Origin of the sequence: Entomohabitans teleogrylli (assembly GCF_001484765.1) — a bacterium.
Classification (GTDB): Bacteria; Pseudomonadota; Gammaproteobacteria; order Enterobacterales; family Enterobacteriaceae; genus Entomohabitans; species Entomohabitans teleogrylli.
The window spans coordinates 425,646-452,584 of the sequence record NZ_KQ947377.1; the positions used below are offsets into that span (position 1 = coordinate 425,646).

Annotated in this window: 23 protein-coding genes; 6 read left to right on the plus strand and 17 right to left on the minus strand. The window is 56.3% G+C overall.

The features are described from left to right. Together AQ981_RS05140 and AQ981_RS05145 are read left to right on the plus strand one after the other, a co-directional pair. A complete protein-coding gene (locus tag AQ981_RS05140) occupies positions 1-1,161 on the plus strand; it encodes an MFS transporter (RefSeq protein ID WP_058910673.1) in 1,161 nt (386 codons plus the stop codon). A 144-nt stretch (positions 1,162-1,305) separates the two neighbouring features. Beyond that, a complete protein-coding gene (locus AQ981_RS05145) occupies positions 1,306-2,217 on the plus strand; it encodes an EamA family transporter (RefSeq protein WP_058910674.1) in 912 nt (303 codons plus the stop codon). A gap of 77 nt (positions 2,218-2,294) precedes the next feature. On the opposite strand, the gene AQ981_RS05150 is transcribed toward AQ981_RS05145, so the two are convergent. The 11 genes from AQ981_RS05150 to AQ981_RS05195 all read right to left on the minus strand — a co-directional run bounded on the left by AQ981_RS05150 (position 2,295) and on the right by AQ981_RS05195 (position 14,613). Continuing rightward, the gene (locus AQ981_RS05150; protein ID WP_058910675.1) at positions 2,295-3,752 is read right to left on the minus strand and encodes a fructuronate reductase; all 1,458 of its coding nucleotides are present in this window, start codon (positions 3,750-3,752) and stop codon (positions 2,295-2,297) included. A 162-nt stretch (positions 3,753-3,914) separates the two neighbouring features. Beyond that, the gene (gene uxuA, locus AQ981_RS05155) at positions 3,915-5,099 is read right to left on the minus strand and encodes a mannonate dehydratase (protein ID WP_058910676.1); all 1,185 of its coding nucleotides are present in this window, start codon (positions 5,097-5,099) and stop codon (positions 3,915-3,917) included. Positions 5,100-5,441: 342 nt separating this feature from the next. Then, entirely contained in the window at positions 5,442-6,383 is a 942-nt protein-coding gene (mmuM, locus tag AQ981_RS05160) for a homocysteine S-methyltransferase (protein ID WP_058910677.1), read from the minus strand. Next, positions 6,370-7,782 (minus strand): S-methylmethionine permease, encoded by a 1,413-nt coding sequence (gene mmuP / locus AQ981_RS05165; protein ID WP_058910770.1) that lies wholly within the window; start codon positions 7,780-7,782, stop codon positions 6,370-6,372. The genes mmuM and mmuP overlap by 14 nt, the downstream gene beginning before the upstream one ends. Before the next feature lie 223 nt (positions 7,783-8,005). Next, positions 8,006-9,967 carry an FKBP-type peptidyl-prolyl cis-trans isomerase N-terminal domain-containing protein gene (locus AQ981_RS05170; RefSeq protein WP_058910678.1) on the minus strand — a complete coding sequence of 654 codons (1,962 nt, stop codon included), beginning with the start codon at positions 9,965-9,967 and terminating at the stop codon, positions 8,006-8,008. After that, positions 9,967-10,407 (minus strand): hypothetical protein, encoded by a 441-nt coding sequence (locus tag AQ981_RS05175; protein ID WP_249226267.1) that lies wholly within the window; start codon positions 10,405-10,407, stop codon positions 9,967-9,969. Before AQ981_RS05175 ends, AQ981_RS05170 begins: the two co-directional genes overlap by 1 nt. 613 nt (positions 10,408-11,020) lie before the next feature. Further along, positions 11,021-11,308: an acetolactate synthase small subunit gene (ilvN, locus tag AQ981_RS05180; RefSeq protein ID WP_058910679.1), complete on the minus strand. Its 288-nt coding sequence runs from the start codon at positions 11,306-11,308 to the stop codon at positions 11,021-11,023. Between the two features lie 3 nt (positions 11,309-11,311). Next, entirely contained in the window at positions 11,312-13,000 is a 1,689-nt protein-coding gene (gene ilvB, locus AQ981_RS05185; protein ID WP_058910680.1) for an acetolactate synthase large subunit, read from the minus strand. Positions 13,001-13,111: 111 nt separating this feature from the next. Further along, positions 13,112-13,210, minus strand: coding sequence for an ilvB operon leader peptide IvbL (ivbL, locus tag AQ981_RS27170; RefSeq protein WP_121500615.1), 99 nt, complete (start codon positions 13,208-13,210; stop codon positions 13,112-13,114). A 271-nt stretch (positions 13,211-13,481) separates the two neighbouring features. Beyond that, positions 13,482-13,913: a universal stress protein gene (locus AQ981_RS05190; RefSeq protein ID WP_058910681.1), complete on the minus strand. Its 432-nt coding sequence runs from the start codon at positions 13,911-13,913 to the stop codon at positions 13,482-13,484. 115 nt (positions 13,914-14,028) lie between these two features. After that, positions 14,029-14,613: a hypothetical protein gene (locus AQ981_RS05195; protein ID WP_058910682.1), complete on the minus strand. Its 585-nt coding sequence runs from the start codon at positions 14,611-14,613 to the stop codon at positions 14,029-14,031. A gap of 596 nt (positions 14,614-15,209) precedes the next feature. Here AQ981_RS05195 and AQ981_RS05200 point away from each other — a divergent pair. Both AQ981_RS05200 and emrD read left to right on the plus strand, forming a co-directional pair. Next, positions 15,210-16,043 carry a DMT family transporter gene (locus AQ981_RS05200; RefSeq protein WP_058910683.1) on the plus strand — a complete coding sequence of 278 codons (834 nt, stop codon included), beginning with the start codon at positions 15,210-15,212 and terminating at the stop codon, positions 16,041-16,043. Positions 16,044-16,271: 228 nt separating this feature from the next. Beyond that, a complete protein-coding gene (gene emrD / locus AQ981_RS05205) occupies positions 16,272-17,462 on the plus strand; it encodes a multidrug efflux MFS transporter EmrD (protein WP_058910684.1) in 1,191 nt (396 codons plus the stop codon). Positions 17,463-17,488: 26 nt separating this feature from the next. On the opposite strand, the gene AQ981_RS05210 is transcribed toward emrD, so the two are convergent. After that, the gene (locus AQ981_RS05210; protein WP_249226268.1) at positions 17,489-18,505 is read right to left on the minus strand and encodes a cellulase family glycosylhydrolase; all 1,017 of its coding nucleotides are present in this window, start codon (positions 18,503-18,505) and stop codon (positions 17,489-17,491) included. 229 nt (positions 18,506-18,734) lie between these two features. Here AQ981_RS05210 and dsdA point away from each other — a divergent pair, with 229 nt between their 5' ends. After that, positions 18,735-20,066 carry a D-serine ammonia-lyase gene (gene dsdA / locus AQ981_RS05215; RefSeq protein ID WP_058910685.1) on the plus strand — a complete coding sequence of 444 codons (1,332 nt, stop codon included), beginning with the start codon at positions 18,735-18,737 and terminating at the stop codon, positions 20,064-20,066. A gap of 113 nt (positions 20,067-20,179) precedes the next feature. On the opposite strand, the gene AQ981_RS05220 is transcribed toward dsdA, so the two are convergent. The 4 genes from AQ981_RS05220 to AQ981_RS05235 form a co-directional block, all read right to left on the minus strand. Then, complete coding sequence (locus tag AQ981_RS05220) at positions 20,180-20,542, minus strand: DUF202 domain-containing protein (protein WP_058910686.1); 363 nt, start codon at positions 20,540-20,542, stop codon at positions 20,180-20,182. Further along, positions 20,532-20,879, minus strand: a complete 348-nt coding sequence (locus tag AQ981_RS05225; RefSeq protein ID WP_058910687.1) for a YidH family protein — start codon at positions 20,877-20,879, stop codon at positions 20,532-20,534. The genes AQ981_RS05220 and AQ981_RS05225 overlap by 11 nt, the downstream gene beginning before the upstream one ends. A gap of 236 nt (positions 20,880-21,115) precedes the next feature. Next, entirely contained in the window at positions 21,116-22,438 is a 1,323-nt protein-coding gene (locus AQ981_RS05230) for a 6-phospho-alpha-glucosidase (RefSeq protein ID WP_058910688.1), read from the minus strand. Beyond that, on the minus strand, positions 22,435-24,054 hold the full coding sequence (locus AQ981_RS05235; protein ID WP_058910689.1) for an alpha-glucoside-specific PTS transporter subunit IIBC: 1,620 nt from the start codon (positions 24,052-24,054) through the stop codon (positions 22,435-22,437). Before AQ981_RS05235 ends, AQ981_RS05230 begins: the two co-directional genes overlap by 4 nt. 296 nt (positions 24,055-24,350) lie before the next feature. On the opposite strand from AQ981_RS05235, the gene AQ981_RS05240 reads away from it, so the two are divergent. Continuing rightward, positions 24,351-25,070, plus strand: coding sequence for a GntR family transcriptional regulator (locus tag AQ981_RS05240; protein WP_058910690.1), 720 nt, complete (start codon positions 24,351-24,353; stop codon positions 25,068-25,070). Between the two features lie 166 nt (positions 25,071-25,236). On the opposite strand, the gene AQ981_RS05245 is transcribed toward AQ981_RS05240, so the two are convergent. Then, a complete protein-coding gene (locus AQ981_RS05245; protein WP_058910691.1) occupies positions 25,237-26,898 on the minus strand; it encodes a putative transporter in 1,662 nt (553 codons plus the stop codon). Positions 26,899-26,939: the final 41 nt, after the last annotated feature.

Consider the following 26,939-nt stretch of genomic DNA (forward strand, 5'->3'; position numbering starts at 1 on the left):
ATGGCTGACAAGCAAAGATGGAAAGTCTTTTTCCTGCTGTTTATGACCATGTTCCTGCTCGGCGGTATTCAGAATACCAAAGGTCTGATCCTTGAGCAGGTTCAACACAGCATCGATCTGAACATAAGCCAGGTCGGTACCCTGATCACCCTGTTCCAGATTGGTTTTCTTATCTCCAGCCTGCTTACCGGTTATTTTACCGATAAAAAAGGCCTGAAGATTATGATGTTCATCGGCTCGCTGTTGATGGCCGTGGGTCTAATGGGCACCAGTCTGGCGTTTAATGTCATCCTGTTCTTTGGCTTTTATCTGGTGATCGGGTTGGGGATTGGCTCCATGATGGTATCGATTGTTACCGTCATCCCCACCTTCTATAAAGAGAAAGCCGGCATGATGTTCAACATCTCCAACGCCATGTTTGGCGTCGGGATGATAGTCACGCCGCTGGTACTGCATCAATTGTTCGCCAACAGCATCTCCTGGCGGGCGTTCTATGTCGGCGTGGCGGCCATCGTCGTGGTGATTATTCTGGTTCTCGGTACCCTGAAAATAGAGAACACCGCGCAGAGCGCCATGAAGTTCAGTGATTTTCTTGAGCTACTGACGCAAAAACAGCTGGTGCTGGTGATCGCGTTTTTGCTGTTCTATGTGGCGGCAGAGGCCGCATTCCTGAATTTCTTCCCGATTTTTTACTCATCGCTGGATATCCCGGGCATGAGCGGCGCGGATAAAGCCGCAAAGGCCGCTTACGTTATCTCTTCTTTCGCCGGCCTGTTTACCATCGGACGCGTCATTGGCGGATTTATTAACCTCAAACTGGGGGAGCGCCGCACCCTGGTGTGGTTTTCCATTCTTTCGCTGGTCGCCATTATCCTCAGCCGCCTGCTGGTCACTGATTTTGTCTATCTGTTTATGGCATTCGGCTTCGCCATGTCGGTGCTGTTCCCGACGGCATCGGCTATCGCGACGCGTCTGACCAGTAAGAGCGGCTCGGTAATGGGGCTTATCTACGTCGCCTCCGGTTTTGGCGGCGCGCTGTCCGGCTCGGTTATCGGCCAGGTATCGGAAAGCTACGGTATTTCCAGTGGTTTTAATCTGATCATTGCCTTTGTAGCCCTGTTTATGGTGCTCGCGCTGTGCGTGCGTGAAAAACATAGCTAAGTAAACTCACCAGGCGGGGGTATCCCCTTAATCCCCGCCGCCTTTGCGCCGACGGACCGATTCCGGGAGATCCGAATAAGGAAATCTGTGTATCATGGTGGCCGCTATCCAGACACCGAACACCATGATGTTACAGGGGAAATCATGAGCGCGAATAAAAAAGGCATGCTGTACGTCCTGCTGGCCGCGGTACTCTGGGGGAGTTCCGGCGTCTGCGCGCAATACATCATGGAGCAAAGTCATATTTCGTCGCCGTGGCTGACCATGCTACGGCTGCTGTTTTCCGGGTTTATTCTGCTGGCCCTGTCGTTTATGAACGGCGACCGCCTGTTTGCGCTGTTCAGTTCACGCCGCGACCTGCTCAGTATGCTGCTGTTTACCGTCTTTGGGGCGCTGACTGTACAGCTCACTTTTCTGTTAACTATCGAAAAATCCAACGCCGCCACCGCGACGGTGCTACAGTTTTTATCCCCCACCATTATCGTTGCCTGGTTCGCCGTGGCGCGCAAACAGCGCCCGGGGCGCGCGGTTTGCAGCGCGATACTCACCTCTCTGGCCGGTACCTTCCTGCTGGTCACCCACGGCAATCCGACCTCGCTGAGTATCTCGGCGGCGGCGCTGTTCTGGGGCGTCGCCTCGGCGTTTTCCGCCGCGTTTTATACCACCTGGCCGGCCACGCTGATCGCCCGTTACGGTACATTGCCGGTGGTGGGGTGGAGCATGCTGCTGGGCGGGCTATTGATGACGCCGTTTTACGCCGGGCAGGGGATTGAGTTTACCGCCAGCGGCGGCGTCATGTTCGCTTTCGGTTATTTAATCGTGGTGGGCACCGCCATCACCTTCAGCCTGTATCTGAAGGGCGCCCAGATGATCGGTGGTTCCCGGGCCAGCATTCTCAGTTGCGCCGAACCATTAAGCAGCGCCCTGCTTTCTCTGTTGCTGCTCGGGGTGATGTTTACGCTGCCGGACTGGCTGGGAACCCTGCTGATTATTTCATCGGTGGTGATTATCGCCCGGGATTCGCGCCGTAAGAAGCTAACCCGGACGGAAGGGTAACACCATGGTGTAAAAACGTTGACAGTCCGGCTATCGCCGGACCCGACACGGCTGTGAGCGGAAAAACGGCGCCAAAGCTACAGCGCCGCCACCGCCGCCCGGGCGCCGTTCTGGTTGAGCATTGCGCTGGCCCCGGTCACTGCGGCGACAAACCGCGCATCCGCCGGCAAATCCGTACCGAAAATCGCGCTGATGCCCAGCAGGGCCTGCACACGCTCCGCCCCCTGGTAGCGCTGGTTGATGACCTGATACTCAGCGGCCAGCGGGTCGACAACCTCAATCGCCGCTCCCTGCTCATCAACGCCCTGCACATAGCGCATCCAGCCCGCGACCCCCAGCGCCAGATGGTGCCAGTCGCTGCCCTGCTCCAGATGTATACGCACCGGATCGAGCAGACGCTGGGGGAGTTTCTGGCTACCGTCCATCGCGATCTGCCAGGTCCGATGGCGCAGAGCGGGATTACTGAAGCGTTCGATTAACAACTGCGCGTAAGCCTGCAGATCGGTGCCTTCCGGCATCGCCAGCGTCGGCGCCTGTTCCTGCGTCATCAGGGCTAACGCCGCTGCGCGGTATTGCGGGTTGGTCATGGTGTCGGCAATGGTTTCATAGCCACCAAGATAGCCGAGATAAGCCAGAAACGAATGGCTGCCGTTGAGCATGCGCAGTTTCATCATTTCAAACGGCACCACATCGGCGACAAACTGAGCTCCGACGCGATCCCAATCCGGGCGGCCATTGACAAAATTATCCTCAATCACCCACTGGCGGAACGGCTCGCAGGCAATCGCACACGGATCGTATACACCAAGCTGGTCGGCAATCTCCTGCAATGTCTCCGGGGTGGCGGCCGGTACAATGCGGTCGACCATGGTACACGGGAAGGTGACGTGCGCTTCAATCCACGCCGCCAGCTGCGCATCCCGGGCCCGGGCCAGGCCCAGCACCGCCGCGCGGGCTACGTGACCGTTTTCCCGCACATTGTCGCAGGACATGACGCTAAACGCCGGCAGCCCCCGCTCACGGCGCAGACGCAGCGCCTCGACAATATAGCCAATGGCTGATTTCGGCGCTGTCGGGTTAGCCAGGTCATGAACAATCAGCGGATTATGACGATCCAGTTCGCCGCTGGCCGCTTCAGTACAGTAACCTTTCTCGGTCACCGTCAGAGAGACAATGGCGGTCTGCGATCGCGCCATGGCGTTAAGCACAGCGTCGCAGCCGTCAATCTCCGGGTGCAGCGCTTCACTCATCGAACCGATGATTTTCAGCCTGGTGTTGTCGGCCCCTTTTTCAGCGACGGTATATAGCAACTGCTGGCGTTTGAGGTTCTCAATCAACGCCTGGTCGCTCATCAGATTGACCTCGCAAATCCCCCAGTCGCTGTCGGAAGCCTCCAGCAAATGATGGGTATACAGGGCCTGGTGGGCGCGATGAAATGCGCCGCAGCCGAGGTGAACAATGCGTGATTTCAGGCGTGCGCGGTCCCACTGCGGGCGCGCCACTGTCAGGTCGCCATCAGCAATTGTCGTAGTCATAATCAACTCCTGTAAGCCGCCCAGCCCTGGCGGCGGAGATCCGACATAGCCGTTGCGGATGTCATGGCGCGCCGCTTACCGGGCGCCTGCTCCTGCCAGCTGACTATGTCGGGTAATGAAAATCAGGGAAATCCGGCGCGGCAAAGCGCCGCGCGCGGAACATTACTCAGAGAAAAAAGCGCGCTGAATTGCCAGCTCAACGCCGCGCACTTCGGCCAGTCCCTTCAGGCGGCCAATGGCGGAGTAACCCGGGTTAGTTTTCTTTTTCAGATCGTCCAGCATCTGATGACCGTGGTCCGGGCGCATCGGGATCGGATCGTCTTCACCCGCCCGTTTACGGCGATGCTCTTCTTCGGCGATAGCCTTCACCACTGCGTACATATCCACATCGCCATACAGATGTGCGGCTTCATGGAAGGTTTTCGGGTTCTCTTCGCGCAGCGTGGAGCGCAGGTGGGTAAAGTAGATACGCGGACCGAACTGCTTAATCATATCCACCAGATCGTTATCGGCGCGTACGCCGTAAGAGCCGGTACACATGGTGAAACCGTTAGCCGTACTGTTAACGGTATCCACCATCCAGCGCATATCCTCAATGGTCGACACGATACGCGGCAGGCCGAGGATTGGCCGCGGCGGATCGTCCGGGTGAACCGCCATTCGCACGCCAGCCTGTTCCGCCACCGGAATAATCGCCCGTAAAAAGTACGCGAAGTTGTCGCGCAAACGCGCTTTATCAATCTCTTTATAGCGTTCAAGGTGGGCGCGGAACTGCTCAAGGGTATAGCCTTCTTCAGCGCCCGGCAGCCCGGCGATAATATTGCGCGTCAGGCGCGCTTTATCTTCATCGCTCATCGCCGCGAAACGCCGGCCAGCCTGCTCAATCTCTTCAGCGCTATAATCGGCCTCAGCCCCGGCACGCTGCAGAATATGCAGTTCAAACGCCGCGAATTCTATCTGGTCAAAGCGCAGCGCTTTCGAGCCGTCCGGCAGCACATATTCCAGATCGGTGCGGGTCCAGTCGAGCACCGGCATAAAGTTGTAACACACGGTATAGATACCGCACTGCGCCAGATTGCGCAGCGACTGCTGGTAATTTTTAATCCACAGATCGTACTGGCCGCTATGGGTTTTGATGTCTTCATGGATCGGTACGCTCTCTACCACCGCCCACTCCAGCCCGGCTGCTTCAACCAGCGCTTTACGCTTGAGGATCTCCTCGACGGTCCACACTTCACCATTCGGAATATGGTGCAACGCGGTCACCACGCCGGTCGCGCCAGCCTGGCGGACATCGGCCAGCGAGACAGGATCGTTAGGACCATACCAGCGCCATGTCTGTTTCATATTTCATACCTCAGTCAGCGTTCCACCTGGCCGCTAAAGCCGGCAGAACCGGGGAATTTGGGTTCATCGGTTGCCGGAGCCCGGCATTGTGGTGTAACAACTTTTCAGATCTGGCCTATAAATTCAACCAATCGACCGGAGAAGTCAACTACATCAGGCAAATTGGTTAACCAAATCACAGATTAGCTAATCCACTGCTATCGCCTTCAGGTATCAGAGAGTAACGGATACGGCGGCACAATATCGCGGCAGCGAACGGCAGATCGACAGGTCAACCAAAAATCACCAATTTGGTATAACAGGTTTAAAAATCGCCGCTCCGGACGGCGCGACGATCTTTTCTCAGGCAGGGTCGAGATGGCGGGCAAGGGCAATGATATCGCCCGGCGTGGTGCGGCAGCAGCCGCCAATCAGCCGTGCGCCGGCGTTCAGCCACGCCGGCAGGTAGCTTTCCAGCGTCGCGCAACGCTCCCCGTGGTGGTGCCAGGTTTTGCTCTGCGCATCGTAATGTTCCCCGGAGTTCGGGTACACCACCAGCGGTAGCGTGGTGAGACCATGCAGATACTCCAGCGCCGCGGTGGTTTTTTCCAGCGCAATACAGTTGATGCCCAGCGCGACAATCTGCGGATGGCGCGCAATCTCGCGCGCAACGTCCGCCAGCGGCGTGCCATCGCTGAGGTGCTGGCTGTCGCGCAAAGTGACAGAGAACCACGCCGCAGTCTGCGGACAGCTCTCCAGCAGCTCAGCCAGCGCGGTGATTTCGCTGAATGAGGGCAGCGTCTCGCAGGCCAGCAAATCCACTCCGGCCCCTGTCAGCGCCTCAATACGCGGCCGGTGGAACGCCTGGAATTCCTCCCGGCTACGCTGATAGTCGCCGCGATATTCAGAGCCATCCGCCAGAAAGGCGCCATACGGCCCCACCGATCCTGCCACCAGTAATGCTCCTGCATCCGGGTTTTCCTGCTGATACGTCTCTCTGGCCTGGCGGGCCAGCTCAACGCTGCGGGCAATCAGCGCCCGGGACTGCGCTTCATCAAGGCCGCGGGCCGCAAAGCCGGCCGGTGTCGCCTGATAGCTGGCGGTGATCGCGCAACGCGCGCCGGCGCGAAAATAGTCGAGATGCACCTGGTAGACAAGCTGCGGATCTTCCAGCAGTACCCGCGCCGACCACAGACTATCGGCGAGGTTACAGCCGCGGGCCTCCAGCTCGGTGGCCATCGCGCCATCGAGCAGCACGAAAGGCTGGCGCGCCAGCAATGGCGGAAGAGGATTATTCAATGACATGGGCACGCTCCTGAATAGCATCGCGTTGGCGGAGATTTCGGGTCAGATAATAAGCGCCATAGCACAGCGCCACAAAGGGGATCCCACACCACAGCGCGATACGCTGCTCGGGGTCAAACGCCAGCCCCACGCAGGCCACCAGGCACAGAATAAAACCGAGGATCGGCGTTACCGGGTACCAGGGCGCCCGATACTGCAGACCGCCAATCGGGTGACCCTCCCGGAGATAGCGACGACGGAACATGAAGTGAGAAGCACAGATACTCAGCCAGACCGCCACCACAGCAAAACCGGAAATGGCCGACAGCGCGACATACACGGTATCCGGCGCCACAATACTGGAAAACAGCGCCAGCACTCCGCCGAGCATACTCACCGACAGCGCTACCAGCGGCACCCCGCGCCGGGTTACCCGGGTGAAGCAGCGCGGCAGGGTGCGCTCATTCGACAGCGACCACAGCATCCGCCCGGAAGCATACAGCCCGGAGTTAGCGGCAGAGAGAATCGCCGTCAGGATCACGAAGTTAAAGATATCCGCCGCATACGGGATACCCACTTTCTCAAAGACCAGCACAAAGGGGCTTTTCACCACCCCGGCCTGCGCCATGGGGATCAGCGCCGCCAGCACAAATACGGTACCGATAAAAAACAGGATCAGCCGTACGATGGTCGCCCGGATAGCCACCGGGATCGCCTTATGGGGATTTTCCGTCTCACCGGCGGCAATACCGATAAGTTCGGTGCCGGAAAAAGCGAAGTTCACCGCCACCATGGTCATCAGGATCGGCAAACCGCCATGGGGGAACCAGCCTTCGGCGGTGATATTGCGCAGCAGCGGCGCCGGGGAGCCGTCCTGCATCGGGATAATCCCGAAAATCGCCGCGCCGCCAAGGATAATAAACGCCACAATGGTCACCACTTTAATCAGTGAAAACCAGAACTCCCCTTCGGCGAAAAAGCGCGTCGATACCACATTGAGCGAAAAAATCAGCGCGCAGAACACCAGGCACCAGATCCATACCGGCACCTGCGGGAACCAGTACTGCATACAGAAACCGGCGGCGGTAAAGCTGGAGCCCAGCGCCACCGTCCAGGTCAGCCAGTACAACCAGGCAACGGTATAACCGGTAGCCGGTCCGAGGTAGCGCGCCGCATAAACGTGAAACGCGCCGGTTTCCGGCATGGCGACCGACAATTCCCCCAGGCACTGCATCACCAGCCAGACCACCAGCGCGCCAATCAGATAGGCCAGCAGTGTCCCCGCTGCGCCGGTGGTTGAAATAATGTATCCGGTATTAAAAAACAGCCCGGTGCCGATTACCCCTCCAAGGGACAGCATAATCAAATGACGGGCCTTCATCGTGCGCTGAAGCTGCCCTTCCTGCCGTGTTTCTTGCATATAACCTTCTATACGTATGGACATCTAAACATCCAGTTGAAGCATCGTTATAACCACAAGCGGGCAAAAAAGCAAAATCAATCAACACCACAAATAATATTCAGGGTATTTATTCACATTCACCAGGTACCGGCAGACAAAAAGAATCCCGGGAGTCCGCTCCCGGGAGAAATGGAAGGCAATTTATTACGCTAACTGACGCGACATACGTAGCCGCAAAGGATTAATGGCGGGCGGCGAAAGGCGTTCCCTGAGTGGGAACCACGCGGAAATCCTCCATACGTACCCGCCAGAGTTCCACCATATGCCCGGCGCGATCAGGCTCCCCGTTACGGTTTACCGTGACGGCCAGTTCCGCTTCGCCGCGCTTGCCGATTTGCGACAACACCTTCTGCAGGAAACCAGGGTATTCAACCAGCGGAGCCTGAATCAGCTCGCCGGAAATATCGCTGTCCTCCAGCAGGGTCCCGTCCGCCAGTCGGCGGCTGAGAGAGATAATCAGCTCAGTGTTCTGGTGATTTAACGCAACGCTTTCCCCCTGGTGATTGACGCGATACCAGATCCCCTCTTCAGACTGGCTGACATTCTTCTCCTGGCGGAACGCCATCAGCCATTCCCGATCGCGTTTTTCCCGCTCTTCAAATACCCGATCCCGAGCTTTTTCCAGCCGTTTATCCATACCAGCCATATGGCGGGCAAACTCTGCATCGGAAAGACGATTGTCCCCCCTGACGCTTTCCCGGACCCCGGCCAGAAAAGCCTCTTTATCAATCTGTACGCCCCACTCTTCACGAATTTCCAGCAAACTGGCGACATCGCGCCCGGTCATCATGCCGGCGACAAAGTCTTCCAGCCCGCGCTGGGTTTTCGGCAGCGATGGATGCTGTGTCTCTTTGAGCCGCTTCTGTAATGCCTGTAGCGTTTCCTGTTGCTCATGTTCACGCTGATCCAGCGCCGCCAGTCGTGCCTGTAACTTATGCGTTTCATCACGCAGACGGGCATTGATTCGCTCAAGGGACTCTTCCTCCGGCGCTGGCGCTACTGCGTCAGCCAGAGTTTTTATCCAGCGCCCCAGTAATTGCGGGTCCGCCATTTCCACCGCCGCAGGCGACGACTGCGCCCGGGCGATGTCAGGCGGCGCCTCTCGCTCTTCCCGGGCCGCCAGTTGACTTTGCAGCGCCTGCACCGTTTCCTGGTACTGTTTTTCCTGCGTTTCCAGCGCAGTCAGCCGACTTTGTAACGTCTGCTGTTGCTGCTGGTTATGCGCCTCCCGCGCCGCCATTTGACTCTGTAGCGCCAGTACGGCTTCCCGATACTGTTTTTCCCGCGCTTCCAGTCTGGCCTGTAGTTCCTGCTGCGGCTGACTGCGGGCGGCCTGTGCCTCCAATGTCCTGATTTCACTACGCAAGGCCATATTCTGCTGGCGCAAGATCTCTTCGCCGGGCTCTGGGGCGACGGCGCGCGTCAGCGTTTTAATCCATCTTCCCAGCAGCACCGGATCGGCCAGCGCTGGCGGCGGCGCGTCCTGTGCTGTCGCCACCGCCGCCGGTTGAGCGACCTGAATGACGGGTTTTTGCTGGGTTGGCGATTGAGTGGCCTGAGCGACAGGTTTGTCCTGAACTGCCGGCTTCGCGGCCTGGGCGACAGGCTTATCCTGAACTGCCGGTTTCACTGCCTGGGCGACAGGCTTATCCTGAACCGCCGGCTTCGCGGCCTGGGCAACAGGCTTATCCTGAACTGCCGGCTTTGCGGCCTGGGTGACAGGCTTATCCTGAACTGCCGGTTTCGCGGCCTGGGCGACAGGTTTGTCCTGAACTGCCGGCTTTGCGGCCTGGGCGACAGGTTTGTCCTGAACTGCCGGCTTCGCAGCCTGGGCGACAGGTTTGTCCTGTGCCGCAGGCTTAACGTCCCGCGATACGACCTTTGTCGCTGGCGCTTTCGCCGCCGGTTTCACTTCCGAAGACAGCGGCTTTGCTGCGGGTTTCTTTTCAGCTCTGGCGGATTTTTTAGATGAGGAGGCTTGTCCCGCATTTTGTTTTGCCTGCGCGGGAGTGGCTTTACTGTCTTCGCGCTGCGCCCATTCACGCGCAAAGCTGAAAACATCATCGGCGTACGCCGGCGTCAGGCAAATGCCCGCCAACAGCGCAACCAGTAATGTGATAAGCCTTCCGCTGCGATATGCCATCAGCGCACCAGAACAGCATTGCCGTCAACAGGTTGACCCTCTGTGGGCTTCGAAGACAGCGCCTTCAGCATGCTGTCGCGAATTTCCGCGCACAGTTTCACAGCCTGATATTTATAGAGCGCGTCAATCGCGTTCTGGGTTTCCGGGTTGACCACCTTGCGCACATCGCTGTAGCCCACTGCGCCGCGCATCACCTTGCCAAAACGCGCATTCAGTTCGGTGTGTTTTGCCGGGTCGACCGTCGCCAGCGCTTTCAGCTCCTGCTCACAGCGCCCCATATTGGACATATCATCTTCAATACTCTGACTCGGCATCTGGGTAAATTCAGCCTGCTGATTGCTGCTCACCAGCGAAGAGGGCTTTTTTTCCACACAACCTGCCGTACCAAGCAATAGCGCCATGACGAGCGGCAGAGTTATGCGCATCCCTTGTTGACTCATTCTTTTCTCCTTAAATAGCGTCAGCTGAATTATCTGATAGACGTTCTGAATACACCGATCTTATTAATATCAGTCTGCCGGATAATAAAGTTTGCCACCCAAAAATAAAACCGCCCATCCGCGATAAAACAAAAAACAATGTTTTTAATCGCAAATAAAAAACCCGCGCTAAAATAAATAGTGACCAGGAATTAACGCACCATATTGCGAGATTATATATCGCCATAAACCGCCATTGCTCCCGTCCGGCGGGTGAACCTCAGGCGTACAGCGCCTGTGCAGCGATCCCTTGCGACATCGACCAACATTGGGCCTGTTCGCTATTGCCGGTTTCTCGTCCGGATAAGCACACCATAAAATATAAAGCGCAGCGCCTGAGAGATAACGATATCCGACGGCAGTTATCCGCCGGGATATTATCTGGCAATGCCTGATAGTAAAGCGTAGCAAATGGGTAAAGAAGCAGCGTTAGGTATATATCGGAAAATGGAATCCAGCGCTTCCCGGTGATGATATAGATCCGCTGATAATTTCAGGAAGGCAGTATGGGGCGCGCTGGCGCCCCGCTTCGTCAGCCATCAGGGCACCCGAAGGCGGGCGCCCTGAACCACGTTTACTGAAAAAACAGCCCGAGCTTGTTAAATACACCCGGATCGCTGTCGTGCCGCACGATCTCCGCCACATCTTCCAGTTTATCGATCTCACTGATCATCTGTTCCAGCCGACGATCGTCGGCCACCTGTAGCCATATCCGGCTCCGCTCGCCGCCGTTTAGCGGCAGACACAGAATGCCTTCCACGTTGAACGCCCGGCGGGCAAACAGACCACATACATGGGACATAACCCCGGGATGGTTGCGTACCGTCAGTTCCAGAATGACGTTTTCATTAGCTTGTTGCATGACTTATTCTCCCACCATCTCTGTATTTGCCGCTCCCGGCGGTACCATCGGGTAAACTTTTTCGCTGACATCAATTCGAACGTGAATCAGGCAGGGGCCGGGCTGGCTGATCGCCTCCTGCAGCGCCGCCTGCGGATCCGCCGCCGCGTTAAGATCGCAGGTGGCAATACCGAAACCGGCGGCAATATGGGTAAAATTCACCGCCCCGGGGTAAGTACAGGCAAAAATGTTCTGGTTATAAAACAGCGTCTGCTGCTGATGCACCAGCCCCAGCGCCTGGTTGTCCATCAGGATAATTTTTACATCCAGTTGATGCTCGGCCAGCGTGGCCAGCTCCTGAATATTCATCATCACGCTACCGTCGCCGGTAAAACAGACCACCTTACGCTGCGGCTCCGCCAGCGCCGCGCCAATCGCCGCCGGCAGGCCAAAACCCATGGTGCCAAGCCCGCCGGATGTCAGCCACTGGCGAGGGCGGTTCAGCGGGTAGGCCTGAGCTACCCACATCTGATGCTGGCCGACATCGGTCGTCACTACTGCTTCATCATCCACCGCCTGCGCCACAGCCCGAATCAGACCGTAGGGCGTCAACGGATCGTCCACTCCCGGCATCCGGAACGGGAATTCACGCTGCAAATCCGCGACCAGCATGCGCCAGGCATCGCGGGTTTGCGGCATAATCTGCGGCAGCATCTGCGCCAGCACTTCGTCGACATCGCCGCGAATCGCCACATGCGGCTGCTTAATTTTCCCCAGCTCGGCTCTGTCGATATCGACATGAATAATGCGCGCGTTCGGGCAGAACTGCTCCGTCTTACCAATCGCCCGATCGTCAAAACGCGCCCCCAGAACAATCAGCAGGTCCGCCTCCTGAAGGATATAGTTAGTGCTGCGCGCGCCGTGCATCCCCAGCATCCCCAGCGACAATGGGTGGTCAGACGGCAGCGTGCCCAGCGCCATTAATGTTTGCGTGGTAGGCAGATTGCTTAACTCCGCCAGTTCGCGCACCCGGCTGGCGGCATTGATGACGCCGCCCCCCAGATACAGCACCGGACGCTGCGCCTGATTAATCATCGCCGCCGCTTCCGCTACCATGTCGGCGCTAAAGGCTGGCGCAGCCTGTACGCCACCCGGCTGCGGCAGTTCATCCAGCTCGATCTCCGCCGTCTGCACATCTTTGGGTATGTCAATCCACACCGGGCCCGGGCGGCCAGACATAGCAATACGGAAAGCATCGGCCATCACCTGAGGAAGTTCGCTGATATGCCGTACCAGATAGTTATGTTTGGTGATGGGGATAGAGATACCGTAAGTGTCCACTTCCTGAAACGCGTCTGCGCCAATCATTGAAGTCGCCACCTGGCCGGTAATGCACACCAGCGGAATAGAGTCCAGGCGCGCATCGGCAATGGCGGTCACCAGGTTAGTGGCGCCAGGTCCGCTACAGGCCATACAAACGGCCGGTTTTCCCCGGGTACGCGCCATACCCTGGGCGATGAACCCGGCGCCCTGCTCGTGGCGGGCGAGGATATGGCGGATCTGTTTGCTCTGGCTCAGTGCGTCATAAAGCGGTAATACCGTACCGCCGGGGATGCCGCTGACCATGGTGATCCCCTGGCGTTCCAGTAAATGAACGATTAATTGCGCGCCGGTGTAGCGCTTACGCTGTGGTGTCGTGCCCGTTGTTGCCATGCTCCGGTCCTTTTCTTTCTGAGCCAGCGAACTTTTCCGGGCGGCATTAACAAGAAACCCCGTCCGGTTTGCGCCGGCGGGGTTCTCTGGAATCGTACGTTGATTCGGACCCTACGGCGCATTGCCGACGACCACCACCACACGCACGACGACCACCGCGGCGGAATGCGCGGTATTTAGTAGGGTCGTGGTTTGCGGGTATGTAGTCATTGGGGACCTGTTATCTGTATCAACGATAAAATTTATACAAGCACAGGGATTCCATCTGCACAACCGCTTTTTGCGCTGGGGAAAAATTTTTGCGAGAAGTATCACACTGACAGGCAGAAGAAACCTGGATTCCCGGCCTGCCGGAAACGCGCGAGAGGGGCACCGCCTCGCCAGACGGCAGAAAAACATACGCTACCACCGGGAGCGTTATCGCGGCGTACAGGCCGCGCCAGCCCCCGGACGCCGCAACATTCAGGTAATTTCCGGGTAGTCAGCGTACGACAAAAACCGGCAGCCGGGCATGGTTAACGACATTTTCCGCCGTCGAGCCCAGCAGGTGCGTCGCCAGGCCGGGCGAGCGGGAACCAATAATCACTACATCAGCATCAATGTCCTGCGCCACCTGATTGACTTCATCACGCACCGAACCAAAACGAACAATGGATTCAATGCGGTTTAACGGCGTTTTAAAACTGCACGCCAGGTCGCGCATTTTCGCCGTGGCTTCTTTAGTCATATATTCTTCAAATTTACCGATATCAGAGGCAAATCCCGGCAGGATGGCGCTGGAACTTTTGGGGAACACATGCAGTAAATGAATCTTCGCCCCTGCGCCGCGAGCCAGAAAATCCGCATGGGCGATGGCTTTATCGGTTAAATCCATATTAAACACATCAACAGGCATCAGGATATTTCTGTACACCGTGAGTTCTCCTTCCCGTCCTTTAACTCCTGTTACTTTCTCCTATTCCCCGGAAAAAAACCACCGCTGCGCGCACAGAGGCGCAAACCTCTGCAACACGTCACGAGGCGGCATTTCACGCCATTTCCGCTTGCAGGCCGCAGGGATCGTCGCGCCAGGCGGTGAGTGATTCACACAGTAATAATCCCCGGGCATTAAGCTCACGCAGCCCCATTTTTTTCAACAGCGCCACTTTCCTGGCGTAAATCGCTTTATCCGATACCCGCAGGTCGCTGGCGATTTGTAAGGTGTTTTCCTGTTCCAGCAATATTTTTACCAGCGAGATTTCTTTTTCCGTCATGGCGATTTTATCCAGCGAATGACGTGCTACTTTATAATAACAAATGCCATCAAATAATATTCTTACCGGAAGTTTTTTAGAAAGATAGCCACAGCGCAGAGAGTTAAGATAATTAGATTGAATATCAAAAATAAATAAAAAAGACTTATTTTGTAAATCTAATGCATTAAATAACCGCCGCATTAATGCATAATCTTCAATTGCAATAAGCAGTAAATCTTTCTGCGTCAGCCGCGAGCATTGATTAATCACATTTTTACAGTATGCATCAAACGTATAAACTGTAATATTATTCTGAGAAAAGTAAGCACGCACCCCCTGCATAAAGTACGCATCATCACCCAGTACATACAACACCATAATCCTTTACTCCCTTGCACCTTCCTTTAAAAATCAAAGAGTTAATAGATTGAATACAATCAGGAACAATAACCTTTATTGTTCAGGTTAATTTCCACACCATCCAGGCGAAATTTCCCGACATTCTATCACTCAACAAAACGGATGAATCCCCGAAAACAATTCAAAAATTTAAAATACAAACCATCCATTATTATCAAAAAATTAATAAAATCCTATTAACAACTTCCAAAAATATATCACATAAAGCCGCCATACAATGTAAATAACAAATAATAATTATCATTTAGGATTACACTTATATTATTATCAGCGTCAAATAAATACCGGATAATTCAATCGATAAATTAATCAACAAACCACTAATTCTCAGATCTTTATTAAAGATAAATTCACATAATATATAATACCACTTCCAAATTCCCAATAATCGATAGTGACAGTGCTACCGGGAGGCCTGCTTTTACCAGCCCCATGACGGTTTTTGTACCGTTTTCAGCGTTTTTTCTGATGCTTACATTTTTGTGACGCGAGTGTTATTAATAGAACCCTGTAAAAGGGTGCTTGCTGCATATTCCCGGGACTGGATTCAGATCATGACATTGACCGTTTTTGCTGTTTTACTGTTCGCCGCGCTTTTGCACGCCACCTGGAACGCCATTGTGAAAGCCAGCCCTGATAAATTGCTGGCGGCAATCGCCCTGAATGGCTTTGCGGCGCTAATCGCTGTCGCCGCACTGCCGTTTTCACCCCAGCCGGCGGCCGCCAGTTTCCCATACCTCGGCGCATCCTGCCTGATCCAGGCCATTTATTGCGTATTGCTGGCAAAAACCTACCAGGTCAGCGATATGAGTCAGACCTACCCGATTATGCGCGGCACCGCGCCGCTGATCGTCGCTATTGTCGGGGCGACATTTCTCGGCGAAAGTCTCACCCTGAGCGCAGCGGCAGGGATCGCGGTCATTTGCTGCTCCATTTTACTGATGGCGATTACCCGCCATACCCGGCCCGGTAAAGGGGTATGGATGGCGCTGCTTAACGCTGGCATGATCGCCGCCTATACGCTCATCGACGGAACAGGGGTTCGTCTGTCCGGTACGGCGCTGGGTTACACCCTCTGGACGTTTCTGCTCAACGGCCTGTGTCTGTGGCTGTGGGCCCTGAGCTTTCAGCGCCAGCGCATGGTCCATTACGCGGTGAAATACTGGCCGCAGGGGCTGGCCGGGGGCGTGGGCACTCTGCTCTCCTATGGCCTGGCGCTGTGGGCGATGACCCAGGCGCCGCTGGCGGTTGTCGCCGCGTTGCGGGAAACCTCGATTCTGTTTGGCGCGCTGATAGCAGTCGTCGTGCTGAAGGAAACCGCGACCCGGCAGCGGCTGTTCGCCGCTATCGGCATCGCGCTGGGGGCGATTATTTTACGCCTCGCCTGAGCGCGGATTATCCCCACCCCGCATATCCCCACGGGCACAACGGGTCGTTCTGGCAATAATTATTGCCACTGCGGGTTTACATCTCTTGCCGCCTCTGACTGCGCCAGAATCGCACCATCACTGGATTTTCACTTTTATCGTGGTAGATTCACCTCAAATTTATCATTCATGCAGAATCATATTCTGAATGAATATCACCTGCAGACCTGTCATTTATCCAGAATCATAATGAGAAAGCTCACTCATCATCACATTATGCTGATGCTCATTCTGCTCGTCGCCGTGGGGCAGATGGCGCAGACCATTTATATTCCGTCGCTGGCGGGAATGTCCCGGGATCTCGGCGTTCGCGAAGGCGCGGTGCAGAGCATCATGGCCGCTTATCTGCTGACCTACGGCGTTTCCCAGCTCTTTTATGGTCCAATCTCTGACCGCATTGGCCGCCGGCCGGTGATCCTTTTTGGCATGACGGTATTTATGCTGGCCACCCTGCCCGCACTGTTTACTCACCATTTGTCGGTGTTAATCGCCGCCAGCGCCCTGCAGGGGATGGGAACCGGCGTCGCGGGCGTTATGGCGCGCACCATGCCGCGAGATTTGTATCAGGGCCAGGCGCTGCGCCATGCCAACAGCCTGTTAAATATGGGCATTCTGGTTAGCCCACTGCTGGCGCCGTTGATCGGCGGAGCGCTGGATACCCTGTGGGGCTGGCGCGCCTGCTACGCTTTTCTGCTGGCGCTGTGCGCCGGCGTAAGCTGGAGTATGTTGCACTGGATGCCGGAGACCCGACCGGCCGAGGCGCCGCGCCAGCGGCTGCTTGCCAGCTACCGCGCCCTGTTTGGCAACATGGCGTTCAGCTGTTATCTGCTGATGCTGATTGGCGGACTGGCCGGAATTGCCGTGTTTGAAGCCAGCTCCGGCGTGCTGATGGGCGGGGTTCTCGGGCTGAACAGTATGGTGGTCAGCATTCTGTTTATTCTGCCAATCCCGGCGGCATTCTTTGGCGCCTGGTTTGCCGGCAGGCCAGGGAAACGGTTTTCCTCTCTGATGTGGCAAGCGGTTTGGTGTTGCCTGGCGGCGGGGATACTGATGTGGTTACCGGGCTGGTTCGGCATTATCAATATCTGGACCCTGCTGGTCCCGGCAGCGCTGTTTTTCTTCGGCGCCGGGATGCTGTTCCCGCTGGCCACCAGCGGCGCCATGGAGCCTTTCCCGTTTCTGGCCGGTACTGCCGGAGCGCTGATCGGCGGCCTGCAGAATATGGGGTCCGGCGCGCTGGCGTGGTTTTCCGCCCTGCTGCCCCAGACCGGGCAGTTCAGTATTGGCATGCTGATGACAGCGATGGGGCTGATGATTCTGCTGTGCTGGTTGCCGCTGGCGTACCGCCAGCGCCTGCGCCACCACAGTCAGATGGTTTAATGTTTAAGTCGCTGAACGACGGTGCTCTACCCGCTACGGCCCGGCTTAACGTCGGGCTGCGCGTTTTTAAATGTCGAACAGTCCGGTTTTATCATCGCATCCAGTAACGGCTGCATCCGGGTACGCCAGTTCCCTTCCTCGCCGTCATAAAACCAGGTATCCGGATTAATGGCATACGGGATACGCGCTTTCTGCAGCTCGCAGGCCATAAATGTTGCAAACGCGACCGGATTTTTCAGCGACGCGTTACGGGCGATTTCACCGGCGGACCAGGCCCCCAGCCAACTGTAAAGCCCGGTTTTCTGCTGCCAGCGCAGGGCGGCGTGAATACGGGCGCGGATCGATGCTCTTTCCAGAAGGGTACCGGTAGTCCACGGATATTTGCCGTTACTTTTCACCGGTCCCCAGGGAAAAATATGCCATTCCGCCAGCGTGACGCCATTGTTGTGAAACGGCCACTTCAGACTGGCGAGGGCTTCCGGCGCGGCGCGCAGATGCGGTGCGATAAATACCACCCGCTGCGGGCTGATGGTGTGTATTGCCTTCAGGACCTGATCGTAGAGCCGGTTCAGTGGCGCCGGGTTACGGTTAAATTTATCGCCAGGTTCGAAAATCACATCGAACCCCAGTTGCGGGCTGACGCCGGCAAAATAGCCAGTCACCGTTCGCCACCATGCCACCACCCCCCGGGCGTTTTCCAGACTCGGATCGTTGCGGAAAGCCTCCGCCTGGTAGGAAATGATCGGGATAACGCCGTACTGCTCACAGGCCTCAACGATTTTGCGCAGATGCAGCAAATGCTGCTCCGTTGCGGCGCCGGCCACCCGAATACGCACATGATGAATCCCGCGCTGACTGAAATCACGCACCACCAGCGGATCGAATTCGCGAATGCCCTGTTCGGTACGCGCCCAGTCGACCACCATTCCGACCCCCAGTTGTCGGATATACTGCTGAGTAGCCGGCGGCGGCGCTGCAACAGGTGGCGCCGCGACAACGGCCGCGCTAAACAAGAAAGTGGCGATAGCAAAAAAGCGCTTCAAAGCATCGGTCCTGCCCGTCAAGGAAAGGGAGATTTTCACCGCCGGAACCACTGGCGTCCGCCGGCCAGACAACCCCTCTGAGTATATACACAACCCGATTCAGCATACAGGAATAGCGGAACGGCCAACGCTATGTTGTATAAAACTTTCAGGTACTATATCACGACCATTTTCATCGCTTCACGCTGTGTCCGTTTTGCCTTGTCATGCGGGCGCAAAGAGATCCGCTATGACCAGAACTGAAATCACCGCGCTGATTAACCGCTGTCCGGTCATCGGCGACCTGGTGGAATTGAAAGAGACCATCTGGTTTAACCCCGGGGTGACGTCGCTGGAAGCCGGGCTGCCATATGTCGGCCTCGACGCTGAGGATATTGCCGACGCCAGCCGCCGCCTGCAACGTTTTGCGCCTTACCTGGCCGGGGCATTCCCGGAAACCGCCGCCAGCGCCGGCATTATCGAATCTCCGCTGGTAGCCATCCCGGCGATGCACAGCGTCCTTGAGCAGCGCTATGGCCAGCCGATCGCCGGGAAACTGTGGTTGAAGAAAGATAGCCATCTGCCGGTTTCCGGCTCCATCAAAGCCCGGGGCGGGATTTATGAAGTACTAACCCACGCCGAAAAACTGGCGACGCAAGCCGGGTTACTCAGCCCGGACGATGACTACAGTAAACTGTCTGGCGCGAAATTCCGGGCATTTTTCAGCCAATACCGCATCGCCGTCGGCTCTACCGGCAACCTCGGCCTGTCCATCGGCATCATGAGCGCCCGTCTCGGTTTCCACGTCACGGTACACATGTCCGCGGATGCCAGAGCCTGGAAGAAGGCGAAACTGCGCGAACACGGCGTTGACGTGGTGGAATATGAGCAGGACTACGGCGTGGCTGTCGCGCAGGGCCGTAAGGCGGCACAGGGAGATAGCCGCTGCTTCTTCATCGACGATGAAAATTCCCGCACCCTGTTTCTTGGTTATTCGGTGGCCGGCGAGCGTCTCAAAGCCCAGTTCCAGCAGCAGGGCGTGGTGGTAGACCGTGACCATCCGCTGTTCGTCTACCTGCCCTGCGGTGTCGGGGGCGGCCCGGGCGGCGTGGCATTCGGTCTGAAGATGGCTTTTGGCGATGATGTCCACTGTCTGTTCGCGGAACCGACGCACTCCCCCTGTATGCTGCTGGGCATGAGCAGCGGATTACATGACGCCATTTCAGTTCAGGATATCGGTATCGACAATTTAACCGCCGCTGACGGCCTGGCCGTCGGACGCGCCTCCGGCTTTGTAGGCCGCGCGATGGAGCGGCTGATTGACGGTTGCTACACCCTGGACGATCAGACCATGTACGATCTGCTCGGCTGGCTCGACGAAGCGGAAAACATCCGTCTTGAACCGTCGGCACTGGCGGGCATGGCAGGGCCGCAGCGGGTATGTGCAGACGGCGCCTGGCAGCAAATGCACCTGTTGACTGCTCAGCAAATGAAAAATTCCACTCATCTGGTGTGGGCCACCGGGGGCGGCATGGTACCGCCGCAAGAGATGGCGCAGTACCTGGAGAAAAGACGCCGCTAAACCGCAATGCCGGGGCGGGTCACACCGCCCGTCCCGGTATCACTCTCGTTATGCATGAACACGCCAATGCCCGGCCGCCGCATGGCAGATAACGTTTCCCCCATCACCGTCGTTCATAACGTCATCCCACTGAGCAAAATCACCTGACGCAGATGAGCGGCGGCAAACATCAGCCCCAGCCCCAGTACCGCCAGCGCGATCAGCAATTTGGCGCGTACGGTCTGCGGTTTGGCAAAATCGCTGATGGCGATATTCATCAAATTACGCTGGTGGGCGTAATACCAGAGGATACCCGCCACCAGAAAAATGATCGCCAGCGACAGCCAGAACAACGCACCCGCCTGATACCAGCTGTGACGAAGCGCCAGGGCTAAAAGCGCCCCGTAGCCCAGCAGAGTACGCCACCAGGCCAGCGCGGTACGCTCCGGCTGTAGCCCGGGATCGGCCATGCGGCGCGCTTTTCGGCTATCCGCCATACAGCACCATCACGATCACCGCGACAGCAGCCAGTGCCATAATGGCGCTCACCACCTTCAGGCTGCGGGTATAGGGAAGATCCTGCTTAAGACGCATCGCTTTCTCATTCAGCAGCCAGCGTAAATATCCCCAGACAGCCAGCGCACCGGCAAACAGGCACAGCAATAACGCCACCACCTCCCGCACCAGTGGCGTCGCCAGGTCCGGCGCCAGTTGATCCAGCGCGACACCTGCCGCCAAAAACCCGAGCGCGGTGCGGATCCAGGCAAGGAAGGTCCGCTCATTGGCCAGTGAAAAACGGTAGTCCGGCGCCTCGCCAACCTGAGATATTTTCATGTGTTCTCCTTATCCATTCCCCACGCCACAGGGCGAGACGGCCTGCCACGATCCCGCAATATTGACCATAGCGGTATCATAATCGCGCGCTATAGACACATCCACCCGCCACCCGCGGCTGGCGTCAATGCCCTCAATGTTGCAGGAAAGCGTAACAGGATGAGTAATAGATTACCCGGGAGAGCGGATAAAAAGGAAACAATCTAGCCGACGCCTGGCGACGTCGGCCCGCATCATTAATGTAATTGTGGCCAGTATGCCCGGTTAGCCTCAACCAGGTCGTCAAGAATCGCTTTCGCCACCGACGCGCTCGGTACGGTTTTCGACAGCGTTATCGCCTGCCACAGCTTCAGATAAGAGCGCTGTACCCACGCATCCACCACCAGTTTCTCCACCGCGACCTGCTGGCTCATCAATCCTTTCTGGAACTGGGGAATATCGCCGACCACCAGCGGTTCCGGCCCATTTTTGCCGACCAGACACGGAATCTCCACCATCGCCTCCGGGTCAAAATTATTAATCGCCCCGTTGTTCGGCACAATCAGCAGCATTCGTTCCTGGGTATTGAAGGCGATAGCCGTCGCCAGATCGACAATGTAGGACGCATGTTCGTCGATTTCCAGCTCACCGGCGGATGAGTTCCCGGCAGCGACAATTGCCCGACAGGCGCTGAACACCTGCTTTTCCCGGTGCTCCATCACCTCATTGGCGCGGGTGTGCTGTGGATTCGAATGCGCCACAACATAGTCCGGGAACAGATAGTATTTCAGATAGGTATTCGGCATGGTATCCGGATCCAGTGCCTGGACATCTTTCGCTTTCGCGAAAGTATCGTTCCAGCTGGCCTCGGTGTGATTATCCCGGGAAGGCGGTACATAGCCGAATTTCGCCACATATTCACGTAGTTTCGGCATCAGATCGTTGCCATCCAGATCTTCGATAGAAGTCCACCAGCCAAAGTGGTTCAGACCATAGTAACGCACCCGCATCTGCTTGCGGTCCTGCAGACCGACAATCTGCGCCATACGGCCTTCAATACCAATCGGCATATCGCAAATATTGAGGATTTTGGCATTCGGTCGCAGACGGCGCGTCGCTTCCGCCACAATAGCCGCCGGATTGGAATAGTTCAGCATCCAGGCATCGGGGGAGTATTTTTCCATATAGTCCACCAGTTCCAGCACGCCGCCTATCGAACGCATACCGTAGGCGATGCCGCCGGGACCGCAAGTCTCCTGGCCCAAAACCCCGTGGCGCAATGGGATTTTTTCATCCTGTTCCCGCATCGGGTATTTCCCTACCCGAATATGGGCCATGACAAAGTCCACATCGCTGAAGGCGATTTGCGGATCGGTGGTGTAACTGAAGTCAATTTCCGGCGCCTGTTCGCGCAGAACGATTTTACAGGCTTCGGCAATGACTTCCTGGCGGGCGCCGTCATTATCGTAGAACTTAATCGCCCGCAGTGGGAAACGATGCTGATTCTGCAATAACATCAAAACGATACCCGGTGTAAATGTGCTGCCGCCGCCGGCAATGACTACGGAAAATTTCTTCATGATACTGCCTCCGTCATGGATGTGTTGTCGCTGGATGAAGCGTGCTTCATAAGGGTTTCAAGCTGGTCGCGTACCTGTGGCACGTGTAGACCGACGATGACCTGGATACCGTTGCCGCGCCGCACCACACCGTGGGCGCCCAGGGCTTTAAAGACATCGTCGCTTTGGGTTTGCGCCATCTCGCGCAGCGCGATGCGCAGGCGGGTCGCACAATTGTTGATGCTGAGAATATTTTGCGCGCCGCCCAGTGCGCTGAGGAGCCCGGCGGCCTGCCCCTGCTGGTTTTCCTGCGCTGCCGCGCTGGTTTGCTGGCGGGCAGCCTGATAGTCGGCTTTACTGTAGAGCTTGATTTCGCTCGCTTCCCGCCCCGGGGTATTCAGATTCAGACGTACAATCAGAGTCTGAAACACCGCAAAATAGATAGCGGTAAAAGACAGCCCGATACCTATCTGGGTAAAAATCATTGACGCATGGTTATGGAACATCGGTATCCAGTTTTGCGGCAGAAACTGATCCAGCAGACCGCCGCCCATGTTTCCCACCACGCCGCAGAGATACATCACCGTGGCCATAGTCGCGGCCAACAGCGCATGAACGGCGAACAGCAGCGGCGAGATAAACAGGAAGGTAAACTCCAGCGGCTCCGTGATCCCCACCAGTACGGCGGTCAGCGTCGCCGGCACCAGCAGACCCGCCACTTTGACGCGGTTTTCCGGCGCGGCGGTGTACCATAACGCCAGGGCAATCCCGACAGAGCCAAACACCTTGCTGTTACCATGCAAAGCGAAGCCCCCCTCCGGGAACAGCGTCTTCAGCGATTCGGTACTCTGACTGAACGCCTGTAAGTGTTCTGCCCAGTACACCTGGATCCCTCCTTCCACCGCCGCCGGGCCAAAAATAAACGGGCCATAGACAAAGTGATGCAAGCCGGTTGGGATTAGAATGCGTTCCAGAAAGGTGTATATCCAGACGCCCAGCGCCCCTGCACCACGCAAAAACGCCTGCAGAGATTCAATACCCATTTGCACTTTCGGCCAGCCCAGCAGCGTCAGCCAGGCACAGGGAATCATCACCAGAAAAGCAATTATGACGACAAATGCGCTCCCCTGAAATATCCCCAAAAATACCGGAAGCTGTTTTTCAAAATAACGATTATGAATAGCTGTCACCAGCCCGGAAATAACAATGGCGCCAATAATGCTGGTATCCAGCGTTTTTATACCGGCAATTAGCGTTAACCCGCTACCGGCGCCAGGGTCCTGAGCAAAGTCAACGCCAAAAAACGTCCCCCAGGTGACCCCCATGGCATGAATAAAATAGTTCCAGGTTAAAAAACTCATCAGCACCGCCAGACACGCCCGGCCTGGCGCCTGCTTCGCCAGCCCAATCGGCAAGCCTACGGCAAAGATTAGCGGCATATTACGAAATACCGTCCAACCACCCTCTTCAATTATGTAAACTATTTGCGCAAAAAGACTGTCCGGCGCCGTTAATGCTTCGCCGACAAATAATGGATTGCGTAACATAATAGCAATACCAACCACAATACCGGCAAACGGAAAAAGTAATACCGGGGTAAACATTGCACCACCAAATCGTTGTATTTGACTGAGCATTTTCACATCCTCATATAACCAACATTCAGGAATGACCTTATTTTTTATTTTCTCTGGTCGAATATGAGCATAAGAATCTGCCGATCGCCTGGCCTGCTCCGGCGTTGCAATTCGTGATCCTTTTCATGGTTTTTATTTGCCCTATGTTGTCTACTTTTTGAGATATTTTTAGATCTGTTGAAAAACCGGCTACGAAAATTCACTGTCTGTAGTCAGAAATAGCTTTATTTTCAACAGAAACAGAGGGGAAACGGGCCATCATTCGGGTCCGAAAACGCCGCGAAAGAGGTCTACAGGTGATCTATAAATCTATCGCCGACAGGTTACGCCTGAGGCTCAATTCCGCAGATTACCCCATCGGCAGCCCGTTACCCGGTGAAAAAGCGCTGGCCCGGGAGTTCGGGGTTTCACGGATGACTATCAGAAAGGCCACTGATTTGCTGGTGAGCTGGGGGCTGGTCATCCGGCGCCACGGTAGCGGGACGTATGTGGCGAAAAAAGATATCCATCATGAAACCTCCAACCTCACCGGGTTAGTGGAAGTCATGCGCGATCACGGGAAAGTGGTGACCAGTGAAGTGCTGAATTTTGAAGTGATTCCGGCGCCGCCAGCCATCGCCAGTCAGTTGCGGATTAAAACGGACGAGCGCATCTATTATTCACGCCGGATACGGTTTATCGATGGTAAACCGCTGATGCTGGAAGACAGCTATATGCCGGTTAAACTGTTTCGCAATCTTTCTCTGGCCCATATAGAAGGGTCTAAATTCACCTACATCGAGGAAGAGTGCCACATCACCATCAGCGGAAATTATGAAACCCTGACGCCAGTACTGGCTGACCGGCAAACGGCGGCGATCCTGAATATCGCTGAAGGTACGCCGATTCTGCGCATTACATCACTCTCTTACAGCGACGAAGGGGTTTTCCTGAATTACTCGGTGATGTTCCGGGATGCCAGTGAATATCAGGTGGATTACCATCTGCGCCGTATGCCGCGGCACAAAACGGATTAACCGCAGAAATCGCCCCAACCAGATGTCGGTTTCAGGTCCGTGCGCCAGAAAAGAAAAACCGGGTTCGCTGTACCCCGCAAAACAACAAAACCCAAAAACACTGTTTTTGGGTTTTGTCCGCGTACACCAGCGGCCAGCGCAGGCTCCTTTCTCTTCGTAGAAAAACCTATCCCATGCCCCAGAACAGCACGGCCAGCAGCTGCGGCGTAATAATGCGCAGGAACATCACCAGCGGATATACCGTGGCATAAGAGAGCGCCGCCGCGCCGCTGGTGGCGTGCAGTCCGTTGGCAAAAGCCAGCGCCGGCGGATCGGTCATTGAGCCGGCCAGCATCCCACACAGGGTCAGATAGTTCATTTTCGCCACCACCCGGGCCAGTAGCGCGGTACACAGCAGCGGTATCGCGGTGATCAGAATGCCATACCCTATCCAGGTCACCCCATCGCCGGCGATCAGTGTATCCACGAAGTCGCCGCCGGATTTCAGCCCCACGACGGCGAGGAACAGCACAATCCCCAGCTCACGCAGCGCCAGGTTCGCACTCGGGGGCATAAACCAGTACAGCTTACCGATACTGCCGATACGCCCCAGAATCAGCGCCATAATCAGCGGCCCGCCGGCCAGCCCGAGGCGCAGCGCCACCGGAAAACCGGGAATAAACAGCGGGATAGATCCCAGCAACACCCCCAGACCGATACCGATAAACACCGGCAGCATCTGCACCTGCTGCAATTTTTGCTGGGCGTTGCCTACCTCGGCGGCAACCGCGTCAATGGACTCCGGCCGCCCGACCAGATTGAGGATATCGCCAAACTGCAGGCTGGCATTGCTACTGGCCACCAGCTCAACCCCGGCGCGATTCAGGCGCGAGATCACCACGTCATAACGCTGCTTAAGGCGCAGATCGCGGATTTTCTGCCCCAGCACCTTCTCATTGGTTACCACCACCCGCTCTACCTTCAGCAGGGTACCGCGAGTGGACAGCGAGGTCTCCACCTCTTTACCAATTACCAGTTGCGCTTCATGCAGATCCTTTTCCGCCCCCACCAGGTGCAGCAAATCCCCGGTCTGAATGACGGTGGTGGGTGACGGTACCATCAACAGCTCTTCACGTTTCAGGCGCGAGCAGATGATGTGATCGCTATTCAGGATCGGTACATCCTGAATCGCCATATGGTTGAGGTTCGGGTTTTCCACCCGGATATTGATGGTGTGCAACTGAGCATGATGACTGCCGCTGGTAACCTCATAATCCTTCGCTTCGCTGTCGACATTAATGCGAAAAGCGAAACGGATAAACCACATGGTCAGCAGAATCCCGCAAATACCGAACGGGTAGGCCATGGCGTAGCTCATCCCCATCTGATCCACCAGCGCGCCGGGGGTACCAAGATCGGTGAGGATTTGTTGCCCGGCCCCCAGCGCCGGGGTGTTGGTCACCGCGCCGGAGAAAATACCCAGCACCACCGGCAGCGGGATATCAAACAGCTTATGAAGAACCGCGGTTACCGCCCCGCCCAGCACCACAATGAGCACAGCGAACAAATTCAGCCGCAAACCGGACACCCGCAACGAGGAGAAAAAACCCGGCCCGACCTGAATCCCGATGGTATAAACGAACAGAATCAGGCCAAATTCCTGGATGACATGCAGCATATCGCCGCTCAGCGTTATCCCGGCCTGATCGACAAAGTGGCCGACAATAATGCCGCCGAACAGCACGCCGCCGATACCGAATCCCACCCCACGAATTTTGATGCTACCAATCCACAGCCCAACCACGGCAACCAGCGCCAGTACGCTGACGGTTAACGCTATCCCACTCATGACGACATCCCTGAATAACGATATTGTTATTATGGATTTTG

What these genes read in the sequence shown, in the direction of transcription:
- AQ981_RS05175 (WP_249226267.1), bottom strand. Translation starts at nt 10,407, where the DNA reads ATGAGTCAACAAGGGATGCGCATAACTCTGCCGCTCGTCATGGCGCTA.
- AQ981_RS05235 (WP_058910689.1), bottom strand. Translation starts at nt 24,054, where the DNA reads ATGCTCAGTCAAATACAACGATTTGGTGGTGCAATGTTTACCCCGGTA.
- AQ981_RS05230 (WP_058910688.1), bottom strand. Translation starts at nt 22,438, where the DNA reads ATGAAGAAATTTTCCGTAGTCATTGCCGGCGGCGGCAGCACATTTACA.
- mmuP (WP_058910770.1), bottom strand. Translation starts at nt 7,782, where the DNA reads ATGCAAGAAACACGGCAGGAAGGGCAGCTTCAGCGCACGATGAAGGCC.
- AQ981_RS05220 (WP_058910686.1), bottom strand. Translation starts at nt 20,542, where the DNA reads ATGGCGGATAGCCGAAAAGCGCGCCGCATGGCCGATCCCGGGCTACAG.
- AQ981_RS05200 (WP_058910683.1), top strand. Translation starts at nt 15,210, where the DNA reads ATGACATTGACCGTTTTTGCTGTTTTACTGTTCGCCGCGCTTTTGCAC.
- ivbL (WP_121500615.1), bottom strand. Translation starts at nt 13,210, where the DNA reads ATGACTACATACCCGCAAACCACGACCCTACTAAATACCGCGCATTCC.
- AQ981_RS05195 (WP_058910682.1), bottom strand. Translation starts at nt 14,613, where the DNA reads ATGGTGTTGTATGTACTGGGTGATGATGCGTACTTTATGCAGGGGGTG.
- ilvB (WP_058910680.1), bottom strand. Translation starts at nt 13,000, where the DNA reads ATGGCAACAACGGGCACGACACCACAGCGTAAGCGCTACACCGGCGCG.
- uxuA (WP_058910676.1), bottom strand. Translation starts at nt 5,099, where the DNA reads ATGAAACAGACATGGCGCTGGTATGGTCCTAACGATCCTGTCTCGCTG.
- AQ981_RS05150 (WP_058910675.1), bottom strand. Translation starts at nt 3,752, where the DNA reads ATGACTACGACAATTGCTGATGGCGACCTGACAGTGGCGCGCCCGCAG.
- ilvN (WP_058910679.1), bottom strand. Translation starts at nt 11,308, where the DNA reads ATGCAACAAGCTAATGAAAACGTCATTCTGGAACTGACGGTACGCAAC.
- dsdA (WP_058910685.1), top strand. Translation starts at nt 18,735, where the DNA reads ATGACCAGAACTGAAATCACCGCGCTGATTAACCGCTGTCCGGTCATC.
- emrD (WP_058910684.1), top strand. Translation starts at nt 16,272, where the DNA reads ATGAGAAAGCTCACTCATCATCACATTATGCTGATGCTCATTCTGCTC.
- AQ981_RS05245 (WP_058910691.1), bottom strand. Translation starts at nt 26,898, where the DNA reads ATGAGTGGGATAGCGTTAACCGTCAGCGTACTGGCGCTGGTTGCCGTG.
- AQ981_RS05145 (WP_058910674.1), top strand. Translation starts at nt 1,306, where the DNA reads ATGAGCGCGAATAAAAAAGGCATGCTGTACGTCCTGCTGGCCGCGGTA.
- AQ981_RS05225 (WP_058910687.1), bottom strand. Translation starts at nt 20,879, where the DNA reads ATGAAAATATCTCAGGTTGGCGAGGCGCCGGACTACCGTTTTTCACTG.
- AQ981_RS05170 (WP_058910678.1), bottom strand. Translation starts at nt 9,967, where the DNA reads ATGGCATATCGCAGCGGAAGGCTTATCACATTACTGGTTGCGCTGTTG.
- mmuM (WP_058910677.1), bottom strand. Translation starts at nt 6,383, where the DNA reads ATGTCATTGAATAATCCTCTTCCGCCATTGCTGGCGCGCCAGCCTTTC.
- AQ981_RS05140 (WP_058910673.1), top strand. Translation starts at nt 1, where the DNA reads ATGGCTGACAAGCAAAGATGGAAAGTCTTTTTCCTGCTGTTTATGACC.